This is a genomic window from Streptomyces sp. SAJ15 (assembly GCF_007595705.1).
Taxonomy (GTDB): Bacteria; Actinomycetota; Actinomycetes; order Streptomycetales; family Streptomycetaceae; genus Streptomyces.
This window is the reverse complement of the sequence record NZ_NISY01000007.1, coordinates 89,151-115,583: the sequence shown is the minus strand read 5'-3', so window position 1 is coordinate 115,583 and position 26,433 is coordinate 89,151. Positions and strand designations below refer to the sequence as shown.

Annotated in this window: 26 protein-coding genes; 20 read left to right on the top strand and 6 right to left on the bottom strand. The window is 72.1% G+C overall.

The window, feature by feature from the left end:
- The first annotated feature begins 304 nt into the window (after positions 1 to 304).
- The 8 genes from CD790_RS19685 to CD790_RS19645 all read left to right on the top strand — a co-directional run bounded on the left by CD790_RS19685 (position 305) and on the right by CD790_RS19645 (position 7,180).
- On the top strand, positions 305 to 1,144 hold the full coding sequence (locus CD790_RS19685; RefSeq protein ID WP_186319133.1) for a metalloregulator ArsR/SmtB family transcription factor: 840 nt from the start codon (positions 305 to 307) through the stop codon (positions 1,142 to 1,144).
- The gene (gene sufB, locus CD790_RS19680; protein ID WP_144384594.1) at positions 1,141 to 2,562 is read left to right on the top strand and encodes a Fe-S cluster assembly protein SufB; all 1,422 of its coding nucleotides are present in this window, start codon (positions 1,141 to 1,143) and stop codon (positions 2,560 to 2,562) included. Before CD790_RS19685 ends, sufB begins: the two co-directional genes overlap by 4 nt.
- A 114-nt stretch (positions 2,563 to 2,676) precedes the next feature.
- Entirely contained in the window at positions 2,677 to 3,849 is a 1,173-nt protein-coding gene (gene sufD / locus CD790_RS19675) for a Fe-S cluster assembly protein SufD (RefSeq protein WP_144384593.1), read from the top strand.
- The gene (locus tag CD790_RS19670; RefSeq protein ID WP_144384592.1) at positions 3,846 to 4,169 is read left to right on the top strand and encodes a bifunctional 3-phenylpropionate/cinnamic acid dioxygenase ferredoxin subunit; all 324 of its coding nucleotides are present in this window, start codon (positions 3,846 to 3,848) and stop codon (positions 4,167 to 4,169) included. Before sufD ends, CD790_RS19670 begins: the two co-directional genes overlap by 4 nt.
- A 7-nt stretch (positions 4,170 to 4,176) precedes the next feature.
- Positions 4,177 to 4,941 (top strand): Fe-S cluster assembly ATPase SufC, encoded by a 765-nt coding sequence (gene sufC, locus CD790_RS19665; protein ID WP_144384591.1) that lies wholly within the window; start codon positions 4,177 to 4,179, stop codon positions 4,939 to 4,941.
- 88 nt (positions 4,942 to 5,029) lie between these two features.
- Complete coding sequence (locus CD790_RS19660; protein ID WP_144384590.1) at positions 5,030 to 6,286, top strand: cysteine desulfurase; 1,257 nt, start codon at positions 5,030 to 5,032, stop codon at positions 6,284 to 6,286.
- A gap of 10 nt (positions 6,287 to 6,296) precedes the next feature.
- The gene (sufU, locus tag CD790_RS19655) at positions 6,297 to 6,761 is read left to right on the top strand and encodes a Fe-S cluster assembly sulfur transfer protein SufU (RefSeq protein ID WP_144384589.1); all 465 of its coding nucleotides are present in this window, start codon (positions 6,297 to 6,299) and stop codon (positions 6,759 to 6,761) included.
- Positions 6,762 to 6,802: 41 nt separating this feature from the next.
- Complete coding sequence (locus tag CD790_RS19645; protein WP_399217935.1) at positions 6,803 to 7,180, top strand: metal-sulfur cluster assembly factor; 378 nt, start codon at positions 6,803 to 6,805, stop codon at positions 7,178 to 7,180.
- A gap of 122 nt (positions 7,181 to 7,302) precedes the next feature.
- Here the strand turns inward: CD790_RS19645 and CD790_RS19640 are convergent, their stop codons facing one another.
- Positions 7,303 to 8,301 (bottom strand): NAD-dependent epimerase/dehydratase family protein, encoded by a 999-nt coding sequence (locus CD790_RS19640; RefSeq protein ID WP_186319132.1) that lies wholly within the window; start codon positions 8,299 to 8,301, stop codon positions 7,303 to 7,305.
- A gap of 113 nt (positions 8,302 to 8,414) precedes the next feature.
- Here CD790_RS19640 and CD790_RS19635 point away from each other — a divergent pair, with 113 nt between their 5' ends.
- Entirely contained in the window at positions 8,415 to 9,296 is an 882-nt protein-coding gene (locus CD790_RS19635) for a hypothetical protein (protein ID WP_144384588.1), read from the top strand.
- Here the strand turns inward: CD790_RS19635 and CD790_RS19630 are convergent.
- Positions 9,283 to 10,074 carry a hypothetical protein gene (locus CD790_RS19630; RefSeq protein WP_144384587.1) on the bottom strand — a complete coding sequence of 264 codons (792 nt, stop codon included), beginning with the start codon at positions 10,072 to 10,074 and terminating at the stop codon, positions 9,283 to 9,285. The genes CD790_RS19635 and CD790_RS19630 overlap by 14 nt on opposite strands.
- A 171-nt stretch (positions 10,075 to 10,245) precedes the next feature.
- Between CD790_RS19630 and CD790_RS19625 the strand changes: the two genes are divergently transcribed.
- From CD790_RS19625 to CD790_RS19605, 5 genes are all read left to right on the top strand, one after another.
- Positions 10,246 to 10,371 carry a hypothetical protein gene (locus CD790_RS19625; RefSeq protein WP_399217856.1) on the top strand — a complete coding sequence of 42 codons (126 nt, stop codon included), beginning with the start codon at positions 10,246 to 10,248 and terminating at the stop codon, positions 10,369 to 10,371.
- Positions 10,371 to 10,910 (top strand): TetR/AcrR family transcriptional regulator, encoded by a 540-nt coding sequence (locus CD790_RS19620; RefSeq protein ID WP_144384586.1) that lies wholly within the window; start codon positions 10,371 to 10,373, stop codon positions 10,908 to 10,910. The genes CD790_RS19625 and CD790_RS19620 overlap by 1 nt, the downstream gene beginning before the upstream one ends.
- Positions 10,911 to 11,230: 320 nt before the next feature.
- Positions 11,231 to 12,223: a 2,3,4,5-tetrahydropyridine-2,6-dicarboxylate N-succinyltransferase gene (gene dapD, locus CD790_RS19615; protein ID WP_144384585.1), complete on the top strand. Its 993-nt coding sequence runs from the start codon at positions 11,231 to 11,233 to the stop codon at positions 12,221 to 12,223.
- Between the two features lie 177 nt (positions 12,224 to 12,400).
- A complete protein-coding gene (locus CD790_RS19610) occupies positions 12,401 to 12,943 on the top strand; it encodes a SigE family RNA polymerase sigma factor (RefSeq protein ID WP_144384584.1) in 543 nt (180 codons plus the stop codon).
- The gene (locus CD790_RS19605; RefSeq protein ID WP_260867720.1) at positions 12,940 to 14,187 is read left to right on the top strand and encodes a WD40 repeat domain-containing protein; all 1,248 of its coding nucleotides are present in this window, start codon (positions 12,940 to 12,942) and stop codon (positions 14,185 to 14,187) included. Before CD790_RS19610 ends, CD790_RS19605 begins: the two co-directional genes overlap by 4 nt.
- Here CD790_RS19605 and dapA read toward each other — a convergent pair.
- Positions 14,174 to 15,100 carry a 4-hydroxy-tetrahydrodipicolinate synthase gene (gene dapA / locus CD790_RS19600; RefSeq protein WP_144384583.1) on the bottom strand — a complete coding sequence of 309 codons (927 nt, stop codon included), beginning with the start codon at positions 15,098 to 15,100 and terminating at the stop codon, positions 14,174 to 14,176. The two genes, CD790_RS19605 and dapA, sit on opposite strands and share 14 nt — an antisense overlap.
- Positions 15,101 to 15,201: 101 nt before the next feature.
- Complete coding sequence (locus tag CD790_RS19595) at positions 15,202 to 17,034, bottom strand: endonuclease/exonuclease/phosphatase family protein (protein ID WP_399217932.1); 1,833 nt, start codon at positions 17,032 to 17,034, stop codon at positions 15,202 to 15,204.
- A gap of 311 nt (positions 17,035 to 17,345) precedes the next feature.
- Between CD790_RS19595 and CD790_RS19590 the strand changes: the two genes are divergently transcribed.
- The 3 genes from CD790_RS19590 to CD790_RS19580 all read left to right on the top strand — a co-directional run bounded on the left by CD790_RS19590 (position 17,346) and on the right by CD790_RS19580 (position 21,959).
- Positions 17,346 to 18,881: a hypothetical protein gene (locus CD790_RS19590; protein WP_144384582.1), complete on the top strand. Its 1,536-nt coding sequence runs from the start codon at positions 17,346 to 17,348 to the stop codon at positions 18,879 to 18,881.
- Between the two features lie 531 nt (positions 18,882 to 19,412).
- A complete protein-coding gene (locus CD790_RS19585; RefSeq protein ID WP_144384581.1) occupies positions 19,413 to 20,867 on the top strand; it encodes an alkaline phosphatase PhoX in 1,455 nt (484 codons plus the stop codon).
- 24 nt (positions 20,868 to 20,891) lie between these two features.
- A complete protein-coding gene (locus CD790_RS19580) occupies positions 20,892 to 21,959 on the top strand; it encodes an MsnO8 family LLM class oxidoreductase (protein ID WP_222108283.1) in 1,068 nt (355 codons plus the stop codon).
- A 9-nt stretch (positions 21,960 to 21,968) separates the two neighbouring features.
- Here CD790_RS19580 and CD790_RS19575 read toward each other — a convergent pair whose 3' ends face one another.
- Both CD790_RS19575 and CD790_RS19570 read right to left on the bottom strand, forming a co-directional pair.
- Positions 21,969 to 23,186, bottom strand: a complete 1,218-nt coding sequence (locus tag CD790_RS19575; RefSeq protein ID WP_144384802.1) for a TerD family protein — start codon at positions 23,184 to 23,186, stop codon at positions 21,969 to 21,971.
- 51 nt (positions 23,187 to 23,237) lie between these two features.
- On the bottom strand, positions 23,238 to 24,230 hold the full coding sequence (locus CD790_RS19570) for a GlxA family transcriptional regulator (RefSeq protein WP_144384580.1): 993 nt from the start codon (positions 24,228 to 24,230) through the stop codon (positions 23,238 to 23,240).
- 175 nt (positions 24,231 to 24,405) lie between these two features.
- On the opposite strand from CD790_RS19570, the gene CD790_RS19565 reads away from it, so the two are divergent.
- The 3 genes from CD790_RS19565 (at position 24,406) to CD790_RS19555 (ending at position 26,343) form a co-directional block, all read left to right on the top strand.
- Positions 24,406 to 24,972, top strand: coding sequence for a hypothetical protein (locus CD790_RS19565; protein ID WP_144384579.1), 567 nt, complete (start codon positions 24,406 to 24,408; stop codon positions 24,970 to 24,972).
- A 2-nt stretch (positions 24,973 to 24,974) separates the two neighbouring features.
- Positions 24,975 to 25,232 (top strand): DUF3817 domain-containing protein, encoded by a 258-nt coding sequence (locus CD790_RS19560; protein WP_144384578.1) that lies wholly within the window; start codon positions 24,975 to 24,977, stop codon positions 25,230 to 25,232.
- A gap of 601 nt (positions 25,233 to 25,833) precedes the next feature.
- Positions 25,834 to 26,343 (top strand): DUF1565 domain-containing protein, encoded by a 510-nt coding sequence (locus tag CD790_RS19555; RefSeq protein ID WP_144384577.1) that lies wholly within the window; start codon positions 25,834 to 25,836, stop codon positions 26,341 to 26,343.
- Positions 26,344 to 26,433: the final 90 nt, after the last annotated feature.

Genomic DNA, 26,433 nt, shown 5'->3' with positions numbered 1-26,433 from the left:
CCGGTCACCTTTCCCCAGGGCCGCCGAGCCGCCGCGCACGCGGCCCGGCCCCGCCCCGGACCGGCGAGTGAGCCGAAGGGCGCGCGACTGCCGTAAGCGGAGAGCGCGCGGAGCCTGTGAGGAACGAGCAGGCGAGCACGGTCGACCGTCGGCAGTCGCTGAGAGCGCCCGGAGGCGAACCGAGCCCCCCAAAGAAGGAGATCGTTTTCGCAGGTCAGGTTAGGTGTGCCTAAGTGATGCAGCACACCGGCGCCGCTCCCTTCGCGGCTTGTGCCCCCTTGGGGAATTACGCAACAATGGCGTTGTGAAAAACGTGGGTGACGCTCCCGAAGGACCCGTGGCCGGGCCGGCCGCGCGGCCCCGGGCGACCGCGCCCTCGGCTGCCGCCTCCGCGACCGCCCAGGCGGCGTCCGCGCACGACGAGCAGCATGGCACCCGCAACCGGGTCGTCCGCTCCATCCTCGACCACGGCCCGTCCACCGCGGCCGAGGTCGCGCTGCGGCTGGAGCTCACCCAGGCGGCCGTCCGCCGCCATCTGGACTCCCTGGTCTCCGAGGGCGTCGTGGAGGCTCGCGAGAAGCGGGTCTACGGCGCCCGGAGCCGCGGCCGCCCGGCCAAGGTCTTCGCGCTCACCGACTGCGGTCGCGACGCCTTCGACCAGGCCTACGACAAGCTCGCCGTCGAAGCGCTGCGCTGGATCGCGCAGAGCGCGGGAGGCGGGGAGCAGGGCGAGGCCGCCGTCGCCGCCTTCGCGCGGGCGAGGCTGGCCGCCCAGGCCGAGGGGTATCGCGCGGCCGTGGAGGCCGCCGCGCCCGACGGGCGCACCGAGGCGCTCGCCAAGGCGCTCACCGAGGACGGGTACGCTGCCACGGCGCGCAGCGCGCCGAGCTCCGAGTGGGGCGAGCAGCTCTGCCAGCACCACTGCCCGGTCGCCCACGTCGCCGAGCAGTATCCGCAGCTGTGCGAGGCGGAGACCGAGGTCTTCTCCCGTCTGCTCGGGACCCATGTGCAGCGGTTGGCGACCATCGCCCACGGCGACGGGGTGTGCACCACGTTCATTCCGCGCAGCGGCGGGCAGCCGAAGCACCAGACCAAGACCACCACAGCACCATCGACCAGCACGGCCGGGAGGAACCCCGAATGACTCTCCCCACGGAGACTGCTCACCCCGAGCTTGAGGGGCTGGGCAACTACGAGTACGGCTGGGCCGACTCCGACGCGGCCGGTGCCGCGGCCAAGCGCGGCCTGTCGGAGGAGGTCGTCCGCGACATCTCGGCCAAGAAGTCCGAGCCGGAATGGATGCTGAAGCTCCGCCTGAAGGGCCTCCGGCTCTTCGACAAGAAGCCCATGCCGACCTGGGGCTCCGACCTCACCGGCATCGACTTCGACAACATCAAGTACTTCGTGCGCTCCACCGAGAAGCAGGCCGCGTCCTGGGAAGAGCTGCCCGAGGACATCAAGAACACCTACGACAAGCTGGGCATCCCGGAGGCCGAGAAGCAGCGCCTGGTCGCCGGCGTCGCCGCCCAGTACGAGTCCGAGGTGGTCTACCACCAGATCCGTGAGGACCTGGAGGAGCAGGGCGTCATCTTCCTGGACACCGACACCGCGCTCAAGGAGCACCCGGAGCTCTTCAAGGAGTACTTCGGCACCGTCATCCCGGCCGGTGACAACAAGTTCGCCTCGCTGAACACGGCCGTGTGGTCCGGCGGATCGTTCATCTACGTCCCCAAGGGCGTGCATGTGGAGATCCCGCTCCAGGCCTACTTCCGGATCAACACCGAGAACATGGGCCAGTTCGAGCGGACGCTGATCATCGTCGACGAGGACGCCTACGTCCACTACGTCGAGGGCTGCACCGCGCCGATCTACAAGTCGGACTCGCTGCACTCCGCGGTCGTCGAGATCATCGTGAAGAAGGGCGCCCGCTGCCGCTACACGACGATCCAGAACTGGTCGAACAACGTCTACAACCTGGTCACCAAGCGTGCCGTGGCCTACGAGGGCGCGACCATGGAGTGGGTCGACGGCAACATCGGCTCCAAGGTCACCATGAAGTACCCGGCCGTCTACCTGATGGGCGAGCACGCCAAGGGCGAGACCCTGTCCATCGCCTTCGCGGGCGAGGGCCAGCACCAGGACGCCGGCGCCAAGATGGTCCACATGGCCCCGAACACCTCCTCCAACATCGTCTCCAAGTCGGTGGCGCGAGGCGGCGGCCGCACGTCCTACCGCGGTCTGATCGAGATCGGCGAGGGCGCCGAGGGCTCCAAGTCCAACGTGCTGTGTGACGCCCTGCTGGTGGACACGATCTCCCGCTCCGACACCTACCCGTACGTGGACGTCCGCGTGGACGACGTGTCCATGGGGCACGAGGCCACCGTCTCCAAGGTCAGCGACGACCAGCTCTTCTACCTGATGAGCCGCGGGCTGTCCGAGGACGAGGCCATGGCGATGATCGTGCGCGGCTTCGTCGAGCCGATCGCTCGCGAGCTGCCGATGGAGTACGCCCTGGAGCTCAACCGGCTGATCGAGCTGCAGATGGAGGGCGCGGTCGGCTGACCCCGGCCCAGCCACCCTCGCCCCGACGAAACCGTGAGCGAGCCGAAGGGTGCGCGGCTGAGCACCCGGAGGCGAGCGAACACAATTAGGCAGAAAGAGAGCTGTACGACAGCCATGGCTGAAACCATTCCGGCCGGGAGCACCACGGACGGCGCCATCCAGGTGGGACAGCCCACCGACGCCCGGGTCAGCGCGCCCGCGTCGTACGACGTCGCCGACTTCCCGGTGCCGCACGGCCGCGAGGAGGAGTGGCGCTTCACTCCGCTGGAGCGGCTGCGCGGGCTGCACGACGGCACCGCCGTGGCCGACGGCGGCGGCGTCAAGGTCACGGTGACCGCCCCCGACGGCGTCACCGTGGAGACCGTCGGTCGTGACGACGCGCGTCTGGGGAAGGCCGGCAAGCCGGTGGACCGCGTCGCGGCCCAGGCGTACAGCTCCTTCGAGAAGGCGTCCATCGTCTCGATCGCCAAGGACGCGGTGCTCACCGAGCCGGTGCGGATCTCCGTGCACGGCGAGGGCGGGGTCGCCTTCGGCCACCAGGTGGTCGAGGTCGGCGCCTTCGCCGAGGCCGTCGTGGTGATCGACCACACGGGTGACACCACCCTCGCCGCCAACGTCGAGTTCCTCGTCGGCGACGGCGCCAAGCTGACCGTCGTCTCCATCCAGGACTGGGACGACACGACCGTGCACATGGGCCAGCACACCGCCCTCGTCGGCCGCGACGCCACCTTCAAGTCCGTCGTGGTCACCTTCGGCGGCGACCTGGTGCGGCTCCACCCGCGCGTCATCTACGACGCCCCGGGCGGCGAGGCCGAGCTGTACGGCCTGTACTTCACCGACAACGGTCAGCACCAGGAGCACCGGCTCTTCATCGACCACGACACCCCGCACTGCCGTAGCAACGTGGCCTACAAGGGCGCGCTGCAGGGCAAGGACGCGCACGCGGTGTGGATCGGCGACGTACTCATCCGCGCGGCGGCCGAGGGCACCGACACCTACGAGCTCAACCGCAACCTGGTCCTCACCGACGGCGCCCGCGTCGACTCGGTGCCGAACCTGGAGATCGAGACCGGTGAGATCGTCGGCGCCGGCCACGCCTCGGCCACCGGTCGCTTCGACGACGAACAGCTCTTCTACCTGATGGCGCGCGGCATCCCGGCCGACGAGGCCCGCCGTCTGGTGGTGCGCGGCTTCTTCGCCGAGCTCGTCCAGCAGATCGGCCTGCCCGATCTGGAGGAGCGCCTCATCGCGAAGATCGAGGCCGAGCTGGAGGCGTCCGTAGCATGACCGCCGCCTTCGTCCGCGCCTGCGCGCTGAGCGAGCTCGAGGAGGACACCCCCAAGCGGGTGGAGCTCGACGGCACGCCGGTCTCCATCGTCCGCACCGAGGGCGAGGTGTTCGCGATCAACGACATCTGCTCGCACGCGAACGTCTCGCTGTCCGAGGGCGAGGTGGAGGACTGCGCCATCGAGTGCTGGCTGCACGGCTCCAGCTTCGACCTGCGCACCGGCAAGCCGTCCGGGCTGCCCGCGACGCGCCCGGTCCCCGTTTACCCCGTAAAGATCGAAGGGGACGACGTGCTCGTCTCCGTCACCCAGGAGTCCTGAGGCACCCATGGCAACGCTTGAGATCCACGACCTGCACGTCTCCGTCGAGGCCGAGAACGGTCCGCGCGAGATCCTGCGCGGCGTCGACCTGACCGTGAAGCAGGGCGAGACCCACGCCATCATGGGCCCCAACGGCTCCGGCAAGTCCACCCTGGCCTACTCGCTGGCCGGTCACCCGAAGTACACCGTCACCGGTGGCACCGTGACCCTGGACGGCGAGAACGTCCTGGAGATGTCCGTCGACGAGCGCGCCCGCGCGGGCGTCTTCCTCGCCATGCAGTACCCGGTCGAGGTCCCCGGCGTCTCGGTCTCCAACTTCCTGCGCACCTCCGCCACCGCCATCCGCGGCGAGGCGCCCAAGCTGCGCACCTGGGTGAAGGAGGTCAAGGAGGCCATGGAGCGCCTCAACATGGACCCCGCCTTCGCCGAGCGGAACGTGAACGAGGGCTTCTCCGGCGGTGAGAAGAAGCGGCACGAGATCCTCCAGCTGGAGCTGCTCAAGCCGAAGATCGCGATCCTCGACGAGACCGACTCCGGCCTCGACGTCGACGCGCTGCGCATCGTCTCCGAGGGCGTCAACCGCGTCCGCGAGACGGGCGAGGTCGGCACCCTGCTGATCACCCACTACACGCGCATTCTGCGCTACATCAAGCCCGACCACGTCCACGTGTTCGCGGCGGGCCGGATCGCCGAGTCCGGCGGCCCGGAGCTCGCGGACAAGCTGGAGGAAGAGGGCTACGAGTCGTACGTGAAGGGCGGCGTATCCCTGTGATCGACGCACGCGAGGCCACCGGCCCGCAGACGACTTGCGACCCGCAGGTGCGCCTCGCGGGCGGAGAGGCTAACGGAGGTGAGTGGGCGTGACACAGCTGCCGGGTCTCCTCGACACCGAGGCCATCCGTAAGGACTTCCCCGCCCTGGACCGGCTGGTCCACGACGGTAAGAAGCTCGTGTACCTCGACAACGCGGCGACGTCCCAGACCCCGCGCCAGGTACTCGACGTCCTGAACGAGTACTACGAACAGCACAACGCCAACGTCCACCGCGGCGTGCACGTGCTCGCCGAGGAGGCCACGGCGCTGTACGAGGGCGCGCGCGACAAGGTCGCCGCCTTCGTCAACGCCCCCAGCCGCGACGAGGTGATCTTCACCAAGAACGCCTCGGAGTCGCTCAACCTCGTGGCGAACATGCTGGGCTGGGCCGACGAGCCCTACCGGGTGGACCGCGACACCGAGATCGTCATCACCGAGATGGAGCACCACTCCAACATCGTTCCGTGGCAGCTGCTCGCGCAGCGCACCGGCGCGAAGCTGAAGTGGTTCGGTCTCACCGACGACGGTCGCCTCGACCTGTCCAACATCGAGGAGATCATCACCGAGAAGACCAAGGTCGTCTCGTTCGTGCTGGTCTCCAACATCATGGGCACCATCAACCCGGTCGAGGAGATCGTCCGCCGGGCGCAGGAGGTCGGCGCGCTGGTCGTCGTCGACGCCTCGCAGGCCGCCCCGCACATGCCGCTGGACGTGCAGGCGCTCCAGGCCGACTTCGTGGCCTTCACCGGTCACAAGATGTGCGGCCCGACCGGCATCGGCGTGCTGTGGGGACGCCAGGAGCTGCTGGAGGACCTCCCGCCGTTCCTGGGTGGCGGCGAGATGATCGAGACCGTCTCGATGCACTCGTCCACCTACGCCCCCGCGCCGCACAAGTTCGAGGCCGGTACGCCCCCGATCGCCCAGGCCGTCGGCCTCGGCGCGGCCGTGGACTATCTGACCGCGATCGGCATGGACAAGGTCGCCGCACATGAGCACGCGGTGACCGAGTACGCCGTGAAGCGGCTGCTGGAGGTCCCGGACCTGCGCATCATCGGTCCCACCACGGGCGAGGACCGGGGCGCCGCGATCTCCTTCACGCTCGGCGACATCCACCCGCACGACGTGGGTCAGGTCCTGGACGAGCTGGGCATCGCGGTCCGGGTCGGCCACCACTGCGCCCGCCCCGTGTGCCTGCGGTACGGAATTCCGGCGACCACCCGAGCGTCGTTCTATCTGTACTCCACGCCGGCCGAGGTGGACGCCCTGGTCGACGGCCTGGAGCACGTTCGCGACTTCTTCGGGTAGGGGCTGCCTCGTGAAGCTGGATTCGATGTACCAGGACGTCATCCTGGACCACTACAAGCACCCGCACGGGCGCGGTCTGCGTGATGGCGACGCCGAGGTGCACCATGTCAACCCCACGTGCGGCGACGAGATCACGCTGCGCGTGCGGCTCGACGGCGAGACGATCGATGATGTCTCGTACGAGGGCCAGGGGTGCTCCATCAGCCAGGCCAGCGCCTCGGTGCTGAACGAACTCCTGGTCGGCAAGGAGCTCGACGACGCGCGCAGGATCCAGGAGACCTTCCTGGAGCTGATGCAGTCCAAGGGCAAGATCGAACCGGATGACGCCATGGAGGAGGTGCTGGAGGACGCGGTCGCGTTCGCCGGCGTCTCCAAGTACCCGGCCCGGGTGAAGTGCGCCCTGCTGAGCTGGATGGCCTGGAAGGACGCCACCGCCCAGGCGCTGGGCGAGAAGGCTGCGAGGAAGACCGCATGAGCGAGAACGTAGACACGACGGCAGAGACCCGGTCCGAGGCCGTGGCCGAGGCGCCGGCCGAGGCGGCGGCGCCCGAGGCGGCGGCGCCCGCGGGGGCGGCGACCACCAAGCCGGCCACCGAGGAGGAGATCCGCGAGGCGCTCTACGACGTCGTCGACCCCGAGCTGGGCATCGACGTCGTCAACCTGGGCCTGATCTACGGCATCCACGTGGACGACGCCAACATCGCCACCGTCGACATGACGCTGACCTCCGCGGCCTGCCCGCTGACCGACGTCATCGAGGACCAGGCGAAGTCGGCGACGGACGGCCTGGTCAACGAGTTGCGGATCAACTGGGTCTGGATGCCGCCGTGGGGTCCGGACAAGATCACCGACGACGGCCGCGAGCAGCTCCGCGCGCTCGGCTTCAACGTCTGAGCCCAGCGCTCCGCCCGGGCTCCGGGATGCTCCCCGGCGCCCGACCACGGCAGTGCGGCAAAGGCCCCTGGTATATGCCTTCGTATATGCCAGGGGCCTTTGCGCGTCTCGGGGTCGCTACGTCAGTCGGAGAGCCGGGCCAGCAGCTCCGCCTCGGTCCGCGGGTCCAGCCCGACGACCGGACGGTCCGGCCGCTGGGGGGCGCGTCCGCCCAGGCCGCGCAGCCAGGTCCAGGTGTCGGCCACCGTCTCGGCGACCGGGCGGCAGCGGAGCCCCGCGGCGTGCGCCTTGGTGACGTCCCCCCGGTGGAGCGCGTCGTGCAGCTCGCCCGGCGGCACCCACACCGGCAGTTGGCTCCACGGCTCGATCCCGGCGGCCAGGATCTCCTCCGGGTCCGTCCAGCGCGGCTCGGCGGTGGAGCCGGTGGCCTTGACGCAGCTCTCCAGCAGCTCGCCGATGGTGGCGTGCCCGGAGGGGCTGACGAGGTTGTACGGGCCGCTCAGGCGGCGCTCGGCGGCGCCCAGCAGCCAGTCGGCCAGGTCCCGCACGTCGATGTACTGCAACGCCAGGTCGTACGGGCCGGGGGCGAGCACCGGCCCGCCCCGCGCCATCCGGTTCAGCCACCACGGCAGCCGGCCGATGTTCTCGTACGGGCCCAGGATGAGCCCCGCGCGGGCCAGCAGGGTGCGTTCGGCGCCGAAGGCCGCGACCGCGGCGAGCTCACCGCCCCGCTTCGCGCGGGCGTAGTCCACCTCGTCGCCGTCGTCGGGGGAGCCGTCCACCACGGGGGCGTCCTCGTCGTGCCCGACCGGAGACGGGTAGCGGTAGACCGAGCCGCTGGAGACGTAAGCGAAGTGGTCGGCCCGGTCGGCGAGCAGCCGGGCGGCGTCCCGCACCGCCGACGGCGCGCCGGACCAGGTGTCCACGACGAGGTCCCACTCGCCCTCGGCCAGTGCCGTCAGGCCGCCCGGGGCGCGGCGGTCGCCGTGCAGCGCGGTGACGCCCGACGGCGGCTCGTGGTGGCCACGGTGGAAGACGGTCACCTGCCAACCGCGCTCCAGCGCGGCCTCGGTGAGGGCACGTCCGACGAACTCCGTGCCCCCCAGAATCAGAAGTCGCATGGCGCGACTGTGCCCTGACCGACGCGACCGTCGGAAGGGCTGCACGCTCTCGGCGGAATCGCCGTCAGCTGAAGGGTTCGTAACCATGTGCGGCCGGTGGCGTTGGGTTCGACGTGGAAGAGCACAGCGAACGGCAGCCGCCGGCCGGAAAGACCTTCCTGGAGAAGGCCGCGATCGTGGTCGCGCCCGGAACGGTCATTCTCGCTCTGCTGTACTACATGGGGCGCACCCGGATGAACGCCTACTACTCCGTCTTCGGTATCTCCGTCGGCGAGTTGGGCCTCTCGACGGAGGAGTACCTGCTGGCGAGCCCCAACGCCACCTTCTTCCCGCTGTGGATCCTGCTGCTGGTCGGTCTGTTCGCGGTGCTGCTGTTCGGACTGGTCGACCGCCGGCTGGTCGGCCACGGGGTGCGACGGCGGCGTCGCCGGATGTGGCGGGCGGTCGGGACGCTCGGCGGCCTCCTGCTGCTGCTGGCCTTCGCGGCGTCCTACCGGTGGCCGGGGTGGTACGTGGCGCCGCTGGTCGGCGCGCTCGGCGCGCTGTTGGCGTCCTTCGCGCTCCATCTGCGGCGCGGCGGGCAGCCCCCGGACCACGGCGGCCCGCGGCCGCCGGCGCGCAACCGACTGTGGAGCATCGTCGGTGCCGTGCTGATGGCGCTGATGACGTTGAGTCTGTTCTCCGGCGTGGCCTGGTACGTGGACAGCGCGGGCCGGGCCGTCGCGCTGCGCGACCTGCGCACGGGGCCGGCCCACCGGCCCAGGGTGCTGCTCTACACGAGCACCCCCGCGCTCGGCGCCCCGGACCGGACGCTGAGCGCCGGACACCACCCCTACCGCTACCTCTACGACCGGTTCACGGTGCTGACGACCTCGGACTCGCGTTATTACCTGGTGCCGCGCCGGCCGCCGGTGCGCAAGCTGGTGGTGGTGCGGCGCGACGACGCCACGATGCGGGTGGAGGTGATGGCGTTCCAGACGGTCAGTACGGAGTGACGCCGTTCGGCGGGGGCGGTTCCACGGGGCTGGGCATCTCCGACGGCTCGACGGTCGGCTCGTCGCTCGTCGGCGGGGCCTCGCTCCCCGCGGGCCCGGGGCTCACCGGAGGGCTGGGCGGCGTCGATCCCCCGGTCTCGCCTCCGGTGCCGGTCCCGCCCGGGGACGCCGTGTCGGTGCCCTTCTCCGGCGGCCGGGCGACGGCGGAGACGGCGGCCCGGATGTCGGGGGTCCCGCCGTCGAACTCCACGATGAACTCCGTCGTCAGCACGCCCTCCTCGGTGGGCCGGTAGACGAACAGCATCTGACAGGACTCGCCCGACGCGAGCGTCTCGCCGGTACAGCTGTCGTGGCGGATCTCGAGGCCCGCTTCCGCGCGCCGGCCGTCCTCCGCTTCCGCGCGCCGGCCGCCCTCCGCCGCCCGTACGCCGGTCTCGGTGGCGCCGCCCCCGGCCGGCTGGTCCGCGCCGGTGGGGTCGGACGCCCCGGTCGGCACCATGGAGGCGCCTCTCACCTTCGCGGGGTGGTCGGTGGTGTTGTGGACCTTGGTCACCAGCTCGCTGGTGCGCCCCGCCGGCACCTCGGGGAAGGCGGCCTTCCCCTTGTCCGGCTCGCTCCTGCCCGGGGAGAACTCCACCTTTCCGCGCTTGGCCCCGGACTCCACCCGGGGCAGTGCGGAGCCTCCGCCGGGCGAGCAACCGGGCAGGGTCAGCACGGTCCCGGTCAGGACCGGCACCGCGAGGAGACCGGCGAGGGCCTGGCGTCGCCGTCGGGACATGAGTAGTGCCTCCACATCGCGCTCGACGGGTCGATGGCGCGCTCGACGTGTCGGTCGAGCCTCGCACGGCGATGCGCCGTCGGCGGCCCGCAGCGACCGCGGGGGGCCACCGCAACCACCCGGTCGGGCGCATGTGTACGGCCGTACGCAACGTTGTGTACGCTCGTACGCATGGGCTCTCTGACGCTTGCCGCGGCGATCGCCTTCCTCGGCGAGGCGGTGACCGCCGCGAAGATCCTCGGCGTGCTGTTCGTCATCGCCGGCGTCCTCGTGCTCAACCTCGACGGAGCTCACTGATGCCGCGGCGGTACGACCCCGACCGGCGCCAGCGCCTCATCGACGCGGCGATCCGCGTCGTGGACCGGAGCGGCATCGACGGGCTGAGCCACCGCGCCGTGGCCGCGGAGGCCGATGTGCCGCTCGGCTCCACCACCTACCACTTCGCCGGCCTGGACGAGCTGCTGGTCGCCGCGCTGCGCCAGGTCAACGAGGAGTGGCTGGCCGACCTGCGGCGCCGCGCCGAGGCCCTCGACCCGACCCGCCCGCTCGCCGACGCGCTCGCCGAGCTGACCGGCGGACTGCTGCACGGCGACCGCGCGCGGCCGCGGCTGGAGTACGAGCTCCACCTCGCCGCCCTGCGCCGCGACGCGGTGCGCCCCATCGCCGCCGAGTGCCTCGACGAGATGGCGCGGATCCTCGCCCCGCACACCGCCACCCCCGCCACCGCGCGAGCCGTGGTGGCCCTGCTGGACGGCCTCATCCTCCAGGCCCTGCTGACCGACCGCCCCTACGACCGGGACGCCGCGCGCTCGGCGCTGGCGGCGCTGCTGGGCTGAGCCCTGCCGCGGCCTCGGTGCCTCCCTGTCTCCTCGCGCCTCGCCCGGACCGGTGGCTTGGCCCCCTGCGTTCCCGGACCGGGGGTTTGGCCCGCTGCGCCCCTGGCCGAGGGCGGTCGGCCCTGAGGTCGGTTGAATACCGCCGGTCCGTGCCGTCGGCCCTGAGGTCGGTTAGGCACCGCCGGGCCGCGCCGTCGTGGTTGTTCGCCGTCGCGGCGGGATGGGTGGCTCAGGGCCCCGGTGGGCGTGGCCGCGCGGTCAGGGGTCGCCGGCGCGAGACCGGTTCGCCTCCGGCCGCCCTGTCCGGTTAGCGTTCGACCATGACCGACGCACCTGACACCCCTCGTTCCACCGGCGCCGTCGCCGCCGGCCTCGCCACCATCGCCGCCGACGGCACCGTCCTCGACACCTGGTTCCCCGCCCCGGAGCTGGTGTCCGAGCCGGGCCCCTCCGGCACCGAGCGGCTCACCGCCGAGCGCGCCGCCGAGCTGCTGGGCGACGCCGCGCCCCGGGCCACCGGCCTGGACGCGCGCCGCGGGGTCGACGTCGTCGCCGTCCGCACGGTCATCGCCTCGCTCGACGACAAGCCGCTGGACGCGCACGACGCCTACCTGCGGCTGCACCTGCTCTCCCACCGCCTGGTCAAGCCGCACGGCCTGAGCCTGGACGGCATCTTCGGGCTGCTGGCCAACGTCGCCTGGACCAACCTCGGCCCGGTCGCGGTCGACCAGGTCGAGAAGGTCCGGCTGGCCGCCCGCGCCGAGGGCCTCCAGCTCAGTGTGACCAGCATCGACAAGTTCCCGCGGATGACGGACTACGTCACCCCCACCGGCGTGCGCATCGGCGACGCCGACCGGGTCCGCCTCGGCGCGCACCTCGCCGCCGGCACCACGGTCATGCACGAGGGCTTCGTCAACTTCAACGCCGGCACGCTCGGCACCTCCATGGTCGAGGGCCGGATCAGCGCGGGCGTCGTCGTCGGCGACGGCTCCGACATCGGCGGCGGCGCGTCGATCATGGGCACCCTCTCCGGCGGCGGCAAGCAGACCATCTCCCTCGGTGAGCGCTGCCTGCTCGGCGCCGAGGCCGGCATCGGCATCTCCCTCGGCGACGACTGCATCGTCGAGGCGGGCCTGTACGTCACCGCCGGCACCCGGGTGACCCTGCCGGACGGCCAGGTGGTCAAGGCGCTGGAGCTCTCCGGCGCCACCAACCTCCTCTTCCGCCGCAACTCCACCACCGGCACCGTCGAGGCGCTCCCGCGCAGCGGCTCCTGGGGCGGCCTCAACGAGGCGCTGCACAGCCACAACTGACGCCCGCACCGCCGTCGAGCGGCCCGCGCCGGATCCCGGCGCGGGCCGCTCGCGCGTTTCGAAGACTTTTTTCGCCGCACCGACATAGCGGGCCGCTGTCACACGCGTCTCAAGGGGTGGCGAACGACGCCGGTGAGGCGCCGCTGCCCAGAGGAAGTCGACGAATCGATGGTGACGATGGATGCCGAGCAAGAGAAGGACTTCAGACAGTTCGTGGCGACGAGGTCGCCCGCGCTGCTGAAGCTCGCCATGCTGCTCTGCGGGGGAGACCGGTACGAGGCCGAGGACCTGCTGCAGAACGCGCTCGTCAAGACGGCCGGCCGATGGCACCGCGTGGAGGAGCCGGAGGCGTACGTACGCCAGGTGCTCTACCGGCAGCAGGTCGGCCGCTGGCGGCTGCGCTGGCCGCGTCGCGAGGTGACCGTCGCCGCTCCACCGGAGCGCGGCGTGGTCGACGGGGCCGGCGTCGTGGAGACGCGGATCGTGATACGCGACGCGCTGTCCCGGCTCACCGCCCGCCAGCGCACCGTCCTGGTGCTGCGCTACTTCGAGGACCTTCCCGAGGCCGAGGTGGCGGCGCTGCTCGGCTGCTCGATCGGCACCGTGCGCAGCACGACGCACCGCTCGCTGGCGCGGCTGCGCCAGCTGTCCCCCGAGCTGTTCGCCGCGGGGTCCGGCACCGGCCGGGCCGTACGCGACCTTTCGACCGCGGAGGCATGACCGTGAACGACGAGAAGATGACGGAGCTGGTGCGCGACACGCTCCAGCAGTGGCCGCAGGAGGGCGTCCGGCCCTCCCCCCTCCTCGCCGACCAGGTGCTGCGCGCCCGGCACCGCCGCAAGGTGCGCGGCGTGGTGGGGGCCGCCGTGGCCGCGGTCGCGATCCTCGGCACCGCGGTGGCGGTGCCCGCGATGGAGAGCACGGGCGACGGCGGCGGCGTCCGGCCGGCGTCGCGGGCCACCGGCCCGGATGTGCTGGCCCACCCCGACCAGTCGCCGCCGCGCGACCAGATCGCCGCGGGCAAGACCGCCGTCTCCGCCTACTTCACCACCATGAAGGTGCGGCAGCAGGGCGGCGACGAGCTGCTGACCTACCAGTGGCACCTGCTCGACCCGGCCACCGGCCGCTACGAGATGACGTCGTGGGCCTGGCTGGACGTGGCTCCGGGGATGAAGAAGGCGGCCGTCCTGGAGGGGGAGCTGCCCGCCAAGCGGGTGGGGCTGCTCGACCTCTCCACCGGGCAGGTCGAGCGGTGGATCAAGCTGGACCGCGGAGTGGCGTCCGTGAAGTGGTCGCCCGAGGGCAGGCGGCTGCTGGCCACCACCTATGACGCGAACCCGGACAACCTCACACTCGAAAAGCCGTACTTCACCACGGACGAGGACGGGGGCTCGGACAAGGAAGCGGGCCCGGTGCTCGGCCGCACCGGCTTCTACGCCATCGACGTCGCCTCCGGCGCGTCGAAGTGGCGCAAGCTGCCCTCCGCCACCGACACCTTCAGCAACATGCGTGAGGACCTCGACTGGAGCCATGACGGCTCGCTGGTCGTGGGGCCGAGCCTCTACTCCCCGGGCCGCATCTTCTACGACCTGGACGGCAAGCGGGTGCCGGCCCCGGCCGCCGAGAAGTACGTCAGCTACCCGCAGGCCGGGCTCTCTCCCGACGGCCGCCATGTGGCGGGGGGCTTCGCCGGCAAGGGAGGCGCGATCACCTCCGAGATCCTGGACGCCAGGACCGGCAAGCGGGTCAAGCTCGTCGCCGGTCAGCAGCTGCTCGCCTGGGCCGACGCGGACCGTCTGATCGCCTGGGGCTGCGACCCGAAGAAGTGCTCGGGCAAGAACGAGTTCCGCAACCGGCTTCAGCTCGTCTCGCTCAAGAGCGACAAGGTCGTTCCGCTCACCGACTTCCGCAAGGCGTCGGACGACTACCCCGGTCGCTGGGAGCCGGTGTTCAGCCGCCGCTGACCGCGGCGCCGCGCGGCGCCGCGTGCGAGGACACCAGCGCCTCGTACGCCGCGAGCAGCCCGTCGGTCACCTCCCGGCCGACGGGCCGCAGCGGGGGCCGGACCGGGCCGGCGGGGGCCCCGAGTGCGTTCAGCAGCGCCTTGGTGGTGACCGTGCCCGGCAGTCCGGAGCCCATCATCAGCTCGATCAGGGGGATGGCGAGCTGATGCAGTCGGGCCGCCTCGGCGCCCGCGCCCCTGTCGTGGGCGTCGAGGACGGCCCGCATCTGCGGGCCGGCGACGTTGGCCACGGTGCTGACGTAGCCGGCGCCGCCGATCGCGTACAGCGGGAGGTTGAGCTCCTCGCAGCCGGAGTAGTAGGCGAGCGAGGTGCGGGCGAGGACCCGGGAGCTGCCCAGCAGGTCGTACGCGCAGTCCTTGACCCCGGCGATGCGTGGGTGCTCGGCCAGCCGCAGCATGGTCTCCGGCTCGATGCGGGTGCCGGTGCGGCCCGGGATGTCGTAGAGCATCACGGGGAGGCCGACCGCGTCGGCGATGTCGCGGAAGTGCTCGGCCACCGCCTCCTGGGGCGGGCGGCTGTAGTACGGGGTGACCACCAGCAGCCCGTGGGCGCCGGCCTTCTCGGCGGCCTGGGCCAGCTCGACCGTGTGCCGGGTGTCGCTGGTGCCCACCCCGGCGGTGATGAGCGCGCGGTCGCCGACCGCCTCGACGACGGCGCGGACCAGCGCCTCCTTCTCGGCGTCGCCGGTCGTGGGCGACTCGCCGGTGGTGCCGCTGAGCACCAGGCCGTCGCAGCCGCCCTCGTCCACCAGGCGGGTGGCCAGACGCTGGGCCCCGTCCAGGTCGAGCCGGCCGGCGTCGGTGAACGGTGTGATCATCGCGGCGAGGGTACGGCCGAACGGGCCCAGAGACATGGCGGTCACACTCCGTTGGGGATCGGGGTCTTTCCGCTGGATTCTGGGCCCGCTCGTCGCGCAGGTCTATTTAATTGTTCTGGCGTGACGTTTCAGAGTCGCTACGGCTTGATGCGGACGACCGACGGGTCGTGGTCGCTGGCCTGGTCGGCGAACTCGGCGTTGATGTGCACGATGTCGTAGTCGACCTTGCGCAGGTGGCGGCTGGTCAGCATGTGGTCCAGCACCTGCGAGTTGCCGTTGAAGACATAGCCGTAACGCTCGTCGAGCGGCAGCGTGTTCACCAGGTCGGTGAGGACCTTGCCCTCGGTGAGGGCGTGCAGCGCCGGGGAGAACGCGTAGTCGTTGAGGTCGCCCGCCACGACCACGTCGGCGCGCGGGTCGGCGGCCAACAGCTCCTTGACGAAGCCGTTGACGGCCTTGGCCTGCGCGACGCGCTGCGTCTCGCTGGGCCGCGCCGGGGGCTGGAACCGGCTGTCCAGCGCCTGGTCCCCGCCCTTGGAGTTCCAGTGGTTGGCGACCACGAAGATCGGCTTGCCGCGGAAGGAGAACTGGCCGACCAGCGGCTTCCGGCTGTTCTTCCAGGCCTCGTTGGCCGGGTCGACGCGGCCGGGGGAGGCGGACAGGGTCGCCTTGCCGCCGTCCTTCACGACCTTGACCGGGGTGGTGGCGTCGCCGCCCGGGATGTCGGTGAAGGAGACCCGCTCGGGGTTGTAGAGGAAGGCCAGCCGGATGTTGCCGCCGGGCTGCCCGCCGTCCTGGTCGTCCCCGGGGTCGATCTGCCGCCACTGGTAGGCCGGGCCGCCCGCGGCCACGATGGCCTCGGTGAGCTTCTTCAACGTGGCGTCGGCGCTCACCACCCCGTCGTTGGTGGGGCCGTTGTCGTCCTGGACCTCCTCCAGGGCGACGATGTCGGGCCCGGCCAGGTTGTGCACGAGCGCCGCGGCGAGCCGGTCGAACTTCGCCTGCGGGGTCTTGGGGGAGAGGTTCTCCACGTTGTAGGTGGCCACCGCGAGCTCGTCCGCCCGCTGCTTGCGCGTGGTCTCGCGCTTCAGCGCCTTGTCGGCGAGCCGGCCCAGCTCGGTGGCCTGGATCTCGTAGCCGCCGAAGTTGTCGTAGTCGAGCGGGCCGGCCGTGGTCCCGGACAGCTCGTCGCCCACGTTGGCCACCGGGAACGGGCGCTCGGCGTAGGGGATCAGGGAGGCGACCTTGACCCGGCCCGGGTTCGGGTCGCGGTAGGAGTGGTAGAGCACCCCGCCGCGCTCGGTCCGGTTGTGCCGCGGCTCGGCGGTGACCCACAGCTCCTTGTGCTCGCTGGTCGCGCCGGTCACCGGGGCGTTCCGCACGGCGACCCGCATGCCCTCCAGCGACTCGTAGCGGTCCAGGGCGTAGGACCGGGGGTTGAGCTCCAGCCCCTCGATGTTGCCGTGCTCGACATCCGCCTCGGGGGCGTAACGGTTGGGCAGGGAGGAGGCGTTGAGTCGGAAGGCGGCGGGCAGCGCGTTGCCGGAGGACCGCACGGTCCAGGTCGCCTTGGTCAACTGGGTGATCGACTGGAGCCCGGCCCCGGCCCCGCCGGGGTAGTACTCGGCCACGATGCCGGAGACCAGCACCGCGTCGCCGACGGCGAGCGCCGGGGTGGTCGATCCGGTGTAGACGAAGATGCCCTCACTCGTGGCCGGGTCGCGGTCCGGCCGGGTGTCCTGGACCCAGAAGCCGCGCGAGGAGCCGAAGGCGCGGACCGCCGTCACGGTGCCGGGGACCTCGGTCACCTGCTTCCCGGCCAGCGGGGAGGTCCGGGTCTTCCCCTGGATGTCGTGGATGCGGATCTCGTCGGCGGACGCGGACTGCGGCGCGACGAGCATCCCGGCCGCGAGGGCGGAGGCGACGACGGCGGTGACGGCGGCGGGTCTGCGCAGGGCGCGCGGGGACAGGCGTCGGGACACGGGGGAGAGCCTCCGGAAGGTGGTGGTGGGAGAGGTCGAGGACCCGTCTGAAAACTGACGGAACGTCTACGCGCGTCAATCTCTTGGGTGTACTGGGGAGTTGTCAAGAGATGCCGGATGTACTCCGCATGACCGGAGGGTGAGACGTGTCACTCGCGGCCCCCGGCGGGTCACTGGCCGAAACCGGTGGTCGCGGCAGCCCAGAGTCACAGGACCATCACACCGGGACGAAAGCGCCCTCGCATTCCGTCTACGCTTGGGCGCTGTCCGGCCGTACGCCCGAGGAGATGAAGCCGCCGATGCCCGCAGACCGTCCCACCATGCCGCCGGTCCGGCTGCACACCGACGCGGAACTCGCACGGGACGCGCTCGCCGCGCCGCTCCTGACCCGTGCGGTGCGCCTGGCCCGCTGGGCGGAGCCGCACAAGCGGGTGGGGGCCGGCGGTGAGCTGCTCGCGGAGGACCTGAACGCGGCGGTCGCCCACCTCGGCCTCGACGACGACGAGTACGGCCCCGGCCATGTGGCCGACGCCTGGCAGCTGGCGCTGGACACCGGCCTGGTGGAGGTCACGGAGGACGCCGAGGCCGCCGACGGCGACACCGCGGCGGAAGCGGGCGCCGCGGACGCCGACGACGAGCCCTCGGAGGTCGCCGTCGGCGTGGCCACGCCCGGCGAGGAGCTCCGCACCATCACCACCGGCAGCCCCGCCGACGTGCTGGACATCTGGCTGGGCGGGCTGGAGGCGGTACTCGCCGACGCGGCCGCCCCCGACCTCGCGGAGATCGCCGAGCACCTCGGGGAGGGCGGCGAGATCGACCTCGACGCGCTCGACTGGAACCCCGAGGAGGAGGCCGACTTCCTCGACGGCGTCCTCGGCAACCTCTACCTGCTCACCGCCCTGGACGAGTCCGCCGCCGAGCGCGCGGTGCCGCTGCCCGCGCTCGCCGCCTCCATGATCGTCCCCGATGACATGGACGAGCCCACCGACGAGGTCCTGGAGGAGGTCTCCGGGGCGATGATGCGCCTCGACGACCAGTTCCGGATGCTGGAGCCCACCGGCATCGTCGAGTACCAGCCGGTCGACGAGGCGCTCATCGAGGAGGTCGACGGCGAGGGCCGCCTCGCCGACACCGGCCCGGCCACCGACGGCGGCGACGACGCCCTGGACGAGGAGGACGTCGCCCGCTACGGCCTGGTGCGGCTCACCCCGCTGGGCGTCTTCGCCGTACGGGCCCGGATGCTCGACGCCGGCATCGACGCCCCGGCCGTCGGCGACCTCACCGACAAGGGCGCCGACGTGCTGCTCGACGCGCTCGTCGGCTACCCCCAGGCGGCCGCGCGGGCCGAGGCCGAGCAGTGGCTCGCCCACCGCGAGCCGGCCGTCGCCGCCCGCGAACTGCTCGCCGCCGCCCGCGGCGACGACGACGGCGCGCCGCTGCGCCGACTCTCCTGCCAGCAGACCCTCAACCTCGTCGGCGCCGGCGCCGAGCCCGTCCTGCGCGAGGTCCTCGACGACCGGCACCTCGGCGGCCTCGCCCGGGTCTGGCTCGCCGAGCGCGGTGCCACCGAGGTGCCCGAGCCGTCGGAGGAGATGGTCTTCTGGCTGACCATCGACACCATCGCCGCCCAACTCGCCGCGGACGGCGACTCCGACGAGCTCCGTGAGCTGGTCGAGGTCCTCGTCGGCCGTTCCGAGGCGTTCTTCGACTCGGCCTGGCGCGTGGACCACCCGGCGACCGCCGACGTCCTCGAGGCCATGGGCCGCCTCCACCCCGACAAGAAGACCGCGAAGGACGCCCGCAAGGCGGCCTTCAAGGCGCGCTCCCGGCGCTGACCCGCCCCGGGCGCGCCGTGCCGGCGTTGCCCGGTCTGGGGGCTGCTGCCGGCTTGGTGCGTGGGCCTGCCTGGCCTGGTGAGGTGTGGCGACGGCGTCGGGGAGTGACGAAAATGGTGGCGACGGGTTCGGCACCGCCGGGCCGCGCGTCTCGCCGTCGCGGCGGGTGTGAGGGTGTCGCGCTCCGGGGGGCGCCCCTGGGCTGGGTGTGGGGTCGCCCACCGAGGTCGGTTGATGCCCTGGCGTGGCGGGTGCCGCCTTCTGGATGTCCGGGCGCGTCGCCGCTGAGGCGGGTTCGGTACCGCCGGGCCGCGCCGTGGGGCGTCTCGCCGTCGCGGCGGGGTGGTAGGCGCCGTCCCCGGGAGCCGCCCCCGCGCGGTGAAGGCGTCGCCCCGCGGGGTGTCCCGTGAGTGGGGGAGCGCGGGGTGCAATCGGCGCTCCGATGTCGGGCCGTGTTCAACTGCTGTTCGGGCGGGGGCGGGACCGTATCCGGGAGTCCGGAGGACCCATCTGGCCAGCCAGGAGACAGAGATGCCGCTCAGCCGCAGAGACTTCGCCAAGCGATCCGCGTACACGGGTGCCGGTGTCGCCCTGGTCGGCAGCGCCGGGGTGCTGGCCACCGCGCCGGGGGCGCTCGCGGTCGAGCCCGGGGGCGTCGACGCGGCGGCCGAAGCGGCTGTCGGGCGACGGCTCGGTTACGGGCCGCTCGTCCCGGACCCGAAGGGCATACTCGCGCTGCCGGCCGGGTTCTCGTACCAGATCATCACCCACAGCGGCGTGACCAGGCTGGAGTCCGGCGAGACCACTCCCTCCAACCACGATGGCACCGCCACCTTCGACGGGCCGCGCGGCACCACACTGCTGGTCAACAACCACGAGCTCAAGGGCCCGCGCCACAAGTGGCCGCGGCCGGTGCCGCTCGTCGAGGGCCTGGTCTACGACCCGGCGGCCTCGGGCGGCTGCACCGTCGTGGAGGTCTCCAGGCACGGCGACCACGTCACCGAGTGGGTGGGCATCGCGGGCACCTCCACCAACTGCGCCGGTGGACGCACCCCCTGGGGGACCTGGCTGACCTGCGAGGAGAACACCGACCGGGCCGGCCAGAACGGCATGACCAAGGACCATGGCTACGTCTTCGAGGTCGACCCGTACGACCGCCGGGCCAACCTCGACCCCCAGCCGATCAAGGCGCTGGGCCGCTATGAGCACGAGGCCGTGGTGGTGGACACCAAGCGCGGCCACTTCTATCTGACCGAGGACGCCGCGGGCCCGAACGGGCTGCTGTACCGCTGGACCCCGCCGCACGACTTCCGTCCCGGCCGCGGCCGGCTGCGCGGGCTCGCCGACGACGCCGGCGTGCTGAAGGCGGCGCAGTGCTTCGACTCCGGTGGCAACTTCGTCGACGACCTCTCGCGCGCCACCAGGACCGGGACGGTCTACGGCGTGGACTGGGCGGAGGTGCCGGACCGGGACGCGCGGACCGTTCCGGTGCGGAGGCAGTTCGCCGACAGCCAGGTCACCCGGGCGCGCAAGCTGGAGGGCATGTGGTGGGCGGACGGAGGCGCCTACATCGTCTCCTCGTACGCCCGGGAGGAGAGCCCGGCCGCCCACGACGGGCAGGTGTGGTTCTACGACCCGCGCCGGCGCACGCTGACCCTGAAGGTGCTGCTCGGCGTCGACGCCGAGCCGGGGAAGGACGGCGCCTTCGACGGGCCGGACAACATCACCGTCTCCCCCTACGGCGGTCTGGTCATCGCCGAGGACGGCGAGGGCGTGCAGCATCTGTTCGGCGCCACGGACGACGGCCGGACCTACCCGATCGCGCGCAACGACCTCAACATCGGCACCGCGGAGGAGCCGGAGTTCAGCGAGTTCACCGGGGTCGTCTTCGCGCCCGACGGACGGACCCTCTTCGCCAACATCCAGGACCCGGGGATCATGCTGGCGATCACCGGGCCGTGGCGGCGGCAGCGCCGGGAATCCTGAGCGCCGGGCGTTGTTGCCCTCAGTGTGACCTCAGCGATACGGAACACCCTCCGGCTCTCCGTCCTGGACCGCTCCCGCACCCGCAAGGGCCGGACGGAGGCGCGGGCGCTGCGCGACACCGTGCGGTTCGCCCGGCGCGCCGAGGAGCTCGGTTACCACCGGTTCTGGGTCTCCGAGCACCACAGCGTGCCCGGGGTGGCCGGCTCCGCGCCCACCGTGCTGGCCGCGGCCGTCGCCGCGGCCACCTCGAGGATCCGGGTGGGCACCGGCGGGGTGATGCTGCCCAACCACCAGCCGCTGGTGGTCGCGGAGCAGTTCGGGGTGTTGGAGTCGCTGTATCCCGGCCGGATCGACATGGGGCTGGGTCGGTCGGTCGGCTTCACCGACGGCATTCGGCGCGCCCTGGGGCGCGACAAGGACGCCGCCGAGGGCTTCGGCGACCAACTGACGGAGCTGCTCGGGTACTTCACCGGGGACCAGGGCACGCACCCGCAGGTGCACGCCCGGCCCGCCGAGGGGCTGCGGCCGCCCGCCTTCGTGCTGGCCACCGGCTCGGGCGCGGAGCTGGCGGCGGAGCGGGGACTGCCGCTGGTGATCGGCGCGGTCCGCGGCCGGGAGACGATGCTGCGTGCCATCGACCGGTATCGCGCCGGCTTCGCCCCGTCCGTCTGGGGGGAGCGGCCGTATGTGATGGTCGCGGCCGACGTCGCGGTGGCCGAGACGGCCGAGCGGGCCCGGCGGCTGCTGGAGCCCGAGGCGTGGTCGACGGCCTACTCCCGGACCCACGGGGTCTTCCCGCCGCTCGTCCCGGCCGAGGAGATCGCCGCGCTGAGCATGACGCCGCGCGAGCGGAGCCTCTTCGAGGAGGCCATGAGCGGCCGTGTGCACGGCACCGAGGACGAGGTGGCCGCCGCGCTGACGGAGCTCGTCGGGAGCGCCGGCGCCGACGAGGTGCTCGTCACCACCAGCTCGTACGACCGGGAGGAGCTGCTCGACTCCTACCGGCGGCTGGCCCGGCTGGCGGGGCTGCGCCCGGGGCGGGGCGGCGCCGATGTCGACATCGACACCGAGGCCGCCCCGGCCGCGGCCTGAGCCCGGGCGCTACAGCGCCTTTCCGGCGGGCTTGACCATGCCCCGGACGGTGCGCGAGTCCACGTACTCGCCCATCGCGGTCATCTCCCACTCGCCGGAGAACTGGCGGATCAGCTTCGCCATCATCACGCCGGTGCGCGGCTCGGAGTGGGTGAGGTCGAAGCGCACCAGCTCCTCGTTGGTCTGGGCGTCCAGCAGCCGGCAGTACGCCTTGGCGACGTCGGTGAACTTCTGCCCGGAGAAGGAGTTCACGGTGAACACCAGGCCGGTGACCTCCGGGGGGAGGCCGCCCAGGTGGACGGTGATCACCTCGTCGTCCCCGCCGCCCTCGCCGGTGAGGTTGTCGCCGGAGTGTTGGATGGTGTGGCCCAGGATGTTCAGCTTGCCGAAGAAGCAGGCGTCGATCTTCTTGCGGTCCACGCCGAAGGCGATGACGGACGCGTCCAGGTCGATGTCCTTGCCCCGGAACGCGGGCTCCCAGCCGAGGCCCATCTTCACCGAGGTCAGCAGCGGCTTGCCGCCCTTGACCAGGGAGACCGTCTGGTTCTTCTGGAGGTTGACCCGCCCCTTGTCGAGGTTGATCTTCCCGGCACCGGGCGCGGGGGCGGCCGGAGCGGCGGGCGGCGCGGCCGGGGCCGGCGGCTGCGTGGCGGGCGGCGGGGGGAACTGCGCGGCGGCGCCGGTCGGCGGGGCCGGGGGCGCGGGCGGGGCGACCGGCGCGGCGGGCGCGGCCGGCTCCTCGATCCGCACCCCGAAGTCGGTGGCGATGCCCGCCAGCCCGTTGGCGTAGCCCTGACCGACCGCGCGGACCTTCCAGGCTCCGCCGCGTCGGTACACCTCCATGACCACCAGCGCGGTCTCGCTGCCCAGCCGCGGCGGGGTGAAGGTGGCGATGACGGAGCCGTCGTCCGCGCCGCGCACCGTGGCCGTGGGCTCGGTGCCCGCGAAGGTGGCGCCGGGGGCGTCCAGGCTCGCGGTCACCACGATCTTCTCGATGTCGGCCGGGACCGCCGTGGTGTCGACGGTGATCGTGTCACCGCCGCCCGGCGCCGAGGCGGAGTGGCTCACTCCGGGGCCGGTGGGCTGGTTGTAGAAGACGAAGTCGTCGTCGGAGCGCACTTTGCCGTTGGCGTTCAGGAGCAGGCCCGACACGTCGAGCCGCACCGGTGCGGTGACGTCCACTGCCACGCGCGCGACGGGCAGCGGGAGGTTCGAGCCGGGAGTCATAGCGGTCATGTCCCGGCTAACGAGCGACCCGGGTTTGCAGTTCCTTGACCTTCACCCCGCCCCTCGGCCCGTGGCGGACCGGTCCCGCTGGGGGATCGCGGCGGTCGGGCCCTGGAAGGCCCGGCGGTAGGACTGCGGGCTGGTCCCGACCAGCCGTTTGAAGCGGTCACGGAAGGCGGTGGGGGAGCCGAAGCCGACCTGGCAGGCGATCCGGTCCACGGAGTAGCCGGTGGTCTCCAGCAGGTACTGCGCCTGCCGTATCCGGGCGCGGTGCAGCCACTGGAGTGGGGTGGTGCCGGTCTGTTCGCGGAAGCGCCGGTTCAGGGTGCGGGTGCTCAGCCGGGCGTGGCCGGCGATGTCGTCCAGGGTGAGCTCGCGCCCCGCGTTCTCCTGCATCCAGCGCAGCAGCGGCTCCAGGGTCGCCCCGTCGGGCGTGGGCGGCTCGTGCACGATGAACTGCGCCTGCCCGCCGTGGCGCTCCAGCGGCATCACCGCGCTCCGCGCGGAGTCGGCGGCGACCGCGGAGCCGTGGTCGCGGCGGATCATGTGCAGGCAGAGGTCGAGCCCGGCGGCGGCCCCGGCCGAGGTGAGGAACTGCCCGTTGTCGACATAGAGCACATCCGGGTCCACCTCGATCTCCGGGTGGCGCGCGGCCAGCTCCGCCGCGGCCGCCCAGTGGGTGGTCGCCCGCAGCCCGTCCAGCAGCCCGGCGGCGGCGAGCACGAACGACCCGGCGCAGATCGAGGCGATGCGGGTGCCGCTGGCGGCCGCGCGGCGCAGCGCCGCCAGCACCTCCTCCGGGAAGGGGCCGACGGGCTTGGCGATGCCCGGGAGCATGATGGTGTCCGCCTCGGCCAGCGCCTCGAGGCCGGAGTGCGCGCGCACGGTGAACGTGCCGGCGCTGACCTCCTCGGTCGGGGCGCACACCCGGACCCGGTAGGCGTCGCGGCCGTCGGGCAGCCGGGCGCGCCCGAACACCTCGATCGGCGTGGACAGATCGAACGGTATGACCTCGTCGAGCGCGAGTACGGCGACGGTGTGCATGGCGACACTCTAGGGAGGGAACGAATTCCCGCCAAGGCGTTTCCGCGCCCCTGGCGGGTCGTTGCTTGAAAAGTCCACAGCTCAGAGGCGGTATGCAAGCGTTCTGGCGAGAATCCGTTGAAGTATGGCAATACTGCCACTCCTCGGCAGGCGGATGGTCACTTAGCGTCGAGCCGTGACCAAGCTCCTCCTCTCCATCCATGTGATCGCCGCGATCCTGGCCGTCGGGCCGGTCGCCGTCGCGGCGAGCATGTTCCCCGCCGTCGCGCGTCGGACCCTGTCCGCGCCCGGCGGGGTGTCGGTGAGTGGGGCCTCGTCGCTGCGCACCCTGCACCGCATCTGCCGGGTCTACGCCGTCCTCGGCGTGGTCGTGCCGGCCTTCGGGCTGGCGACGGGCAACAGCATGGGAGTGCTGGGCGACGCCTGGCTGGTCACCTCGATCGCCCTCACCGCCGTCGCGGCGGCCGTGTTGGTGATGGCCGTGCTGCCGGGACAGGCGGCGGTCGTGGCCTCGCTCGGCCCCGACCCCGAGGCGAGCCCCGTCAAAGACGCCGAGCGCGCCGACGGCACGGGCGCGTCGGGGACGTCGCGGGCGGCCACCCGCACGGCGGTGGTCCGGTCCCCGGAGGAGGTGCGGCGCACCGCGGCCCGACTGGCCATGACGGCGGGCGCGTTCAATCTGCTGTGGTCGGTGGTCACGGTGCTCATGATCGTCCGCCCCGGCTCCACCACGGGAGCGTGACCATGGACAGCGCCAAGGCCAAGCTGCTGCTGCGGGTCGCCGCCGCCGTCGAACTCCTCAGTCTGCTGGTCCTGCTGGGCAACCTGGCCACCGTGCATGTGCCCGCCGTGGCCTCGGTGCTCGGCCCCACCCACGGCTGTGCCTACCTCTTCGTGATCATCGCCGCGATCCAGGCGGGCGCGCAGGGGAGAGGCAGAGCGAAGGCTTTCGTCCCAGGTGTCGGCGGACTGCTCGCCGTACGCCACCTCGACCGGAGCTAGACCCCCGCTACTCCGGTCCGCAGGCCGCCCCCGGACGTTCCGTCACTGCCGTTGACGAAACCCGGGGGCGGCACTGGCTTCCGCCGGACCACAGGATCCGGCCAAGATCATCAGAGGGTGGAATGGTACGGCGCTGACGGAGAACAATAACGGTGTGGGCGGTGAGTCCATCCGCCCCCTTGAGCGGGAGGCCGGGCGTTACCTGGCCCCGCCCGGCCTCCCTTCCCGCCGCCGCACACGTCGGGCTGTCATATGGCGAAGGCCGCCCGTTGGACGGCCTTTCGTTCGGGGTCGGCGGCTCTGATTCCGGATCCGTCTCCCGAGGGCGACGGCTCTGATTCCGGACCTGCCTCCCGAGCTCCCTGACCTGTTTTCCGAGGGGCGGCCTCGACTCCTGGGGGCGGTCCGTCTCCCCGTGCGTCCGCCGAACGGGTCGGCGGGTGCTTCGGGCGTGCTTCTGAGGGGAAGCCCAAACGGTGATGGCTCCGGCCACCTCCGGGGAACCGACCATCAGCCGATCGCACTTGCGTAACATGTGAATCCGCTGAAACTGCGAGAGCAACGAGCGCACGGCACCCCTCGCCGCACGACAGGAGCTGCCATGAGACGCCGCCGCCGCTACCGCGGGCGCCACCGCAAGGACCGTACGCTGCCCTTGGGCACGCTGGTCATCGTGGCCTCGGCCGCCGCGGGCGTGTATCTGACCGCGGCCCCGGGTGGTGCCAGCGCCGCGCCGACCACGGTCTATGTGGCGCCCAACGGCAGTGACGGCGGCGGCGGCACGCGCTCCGCGCCGTACCGGACGATCGAGAAGGCGCTCTCCGTCGCGGACGCCGGCACCACCATCAGGGTGCGCGGCGGCACCTACTATCCGCGGTCCCCGCTGAGCAGTGAGACGGACGGCACTCGGGGCCGCCGGGTGGTGCTCACCGGCGACGGCCCGGATCCGGTCGTCGTGGACGGGTCGCGACTCTCCTCCGGCCCCGCCCTGCTCTCGCTGCGCGCCGATTACTGGACCGTTTCGAACATTGAATTCCGCAACGCGCCGGGCGCCGAAATTATCTGTTCCGCTTGTGAGGGTTTCGTATTTCGGGAATCCGCGCACCGCTGACGGTGACTCCGCGTGGTCAACGCCGCTTCCACGGCTGGTAGTTGGGTGATCGTACAAAAACGTGTAGTGATCCCCTTGGAGTGATCTCGT

Bases quoted from the DNA above. Each gene is read 5' to 3' on its own strand.
- CD790_RS19625 (WP_399217856.1), top strand. From the start codon at position 10,246: ATGGGCTCTCTGACGCTTGCCGCGGCGATCGCCTTCCTCGGCGAGGCG.
- CD790_RS19590 (WP_144384582.1), top strand. From the start codon at position 17,346: ATGCCCGCAGACCGTCCCACCATGCCGCCGGTCCGGCTGCACACCGAC.
- CD790_RS19560 (WP_144384578.1), top strand. From the start codon at position 24,975: ATGGACAGCGCCAAGGCCAAGCTGCTGCTGCGGGTCGCCGCCGCCGTC.
- sufD (WP_144384593.1), top strand. From the start codon at position 2,677: ATGGCTGAAACCATTCCGGCCGGGAGCACCACGGACGGCGCCATCCAG.
- dapD (WP_144384585.1), top strand. From the start codon at position 11,231: ATGACCGACGCACCTGACACCCCTCGTTCCACCGGCGCCGTCGCCGCC.
- CD790_RS19640 (WP_186319132.1), bottom strand. From the start codon at position 8,301: ATGCGACTTCTGATTCTGGGGGGCACGGAGTTCGTCGGACGTGCCCTC.
- CD790_RS19630 (WP_144384587.1), bottom strand. From the start codon at position 10,074: ATGTCCCGACGGCGACGCCAGGCCCTCGCCGGTCTCCTCGCGGTGCCG.
- CD790_RS19610 (WP_144384584.1), top strand. From the start codon at position 12,401: ATGGATGCCGAGCAAGAGAAGGACTTCAGACAGTTCGTGGCGACGAGG.
- CD790_RS19620 (WP_144384586.1), top strand. From the start codon at position 10,371: ATGCCGCGGCGGTACGACCCCGACCGGCGCCAGCGCCTCATCGACGCG.
- sufB (WP_144384594.1), top strand. From the start codon at position 1,141: ATGACTCTCCCCACGGAGACTGCTCACCCCGAGCTTGAGGGGCTGGGC.
- CD790_RS19555 (WP_144384577.1), top strand. From the start codon at position 25,834: ATGAGACGCCGCCGCCGCTACCGCGGGCGCCACCGCAAGGACCGTACG.
- CD790_RS19670 (WP_144384592.1), top strand. From the start codon at position 3,846: ATGACCGCCGCCTTCGTCCGCGCCTGCGCGCTGAGCGAGCTCGAGGAG.
- CD790_RS19570 (WP_144384580.1), bottom strand. From the start codon at position 24,230: ATGCACACCGTCGCCGTACTCGCGCTCGACGAGGTCATACCGTTCGAT.
- CD790_RS19605 (WP_260867720.1), top strand. From the start codon at position 12,940: ATGACCGTGAACGACGAGAAGATGACGGAGCTGGTGCGCGACACGCTC.
- sufC (WP_144384591.1), top strand. From the start codon at position 4,177: ATGGCAACGCTTGAGATCCACGACCTGCACGTCTCCGTCGAGGCCGAG.
- CD790_RS19585 (WP_144384581.1), top strand. From the start codon at position 19,413: ATGCCGCTCAGCCGCAGAGACTTCGCCAAGCGATCCGCGTACACGGGT.
- dapA (WP_144384583.1), bottom strand. From the start codon at position 15,100: ATGTCTCTGGGCCCGTTCGGCCGTACCCTCGCCGCGATGATCACACCG.
- CD790_RS19575 (WP_144384802.1), bottom strand. From the start codon at position 23,186: ATGACTCCCGGCTCGAACCTCCCGCTGCCCGTCGCGCGCGTGGCAGTG.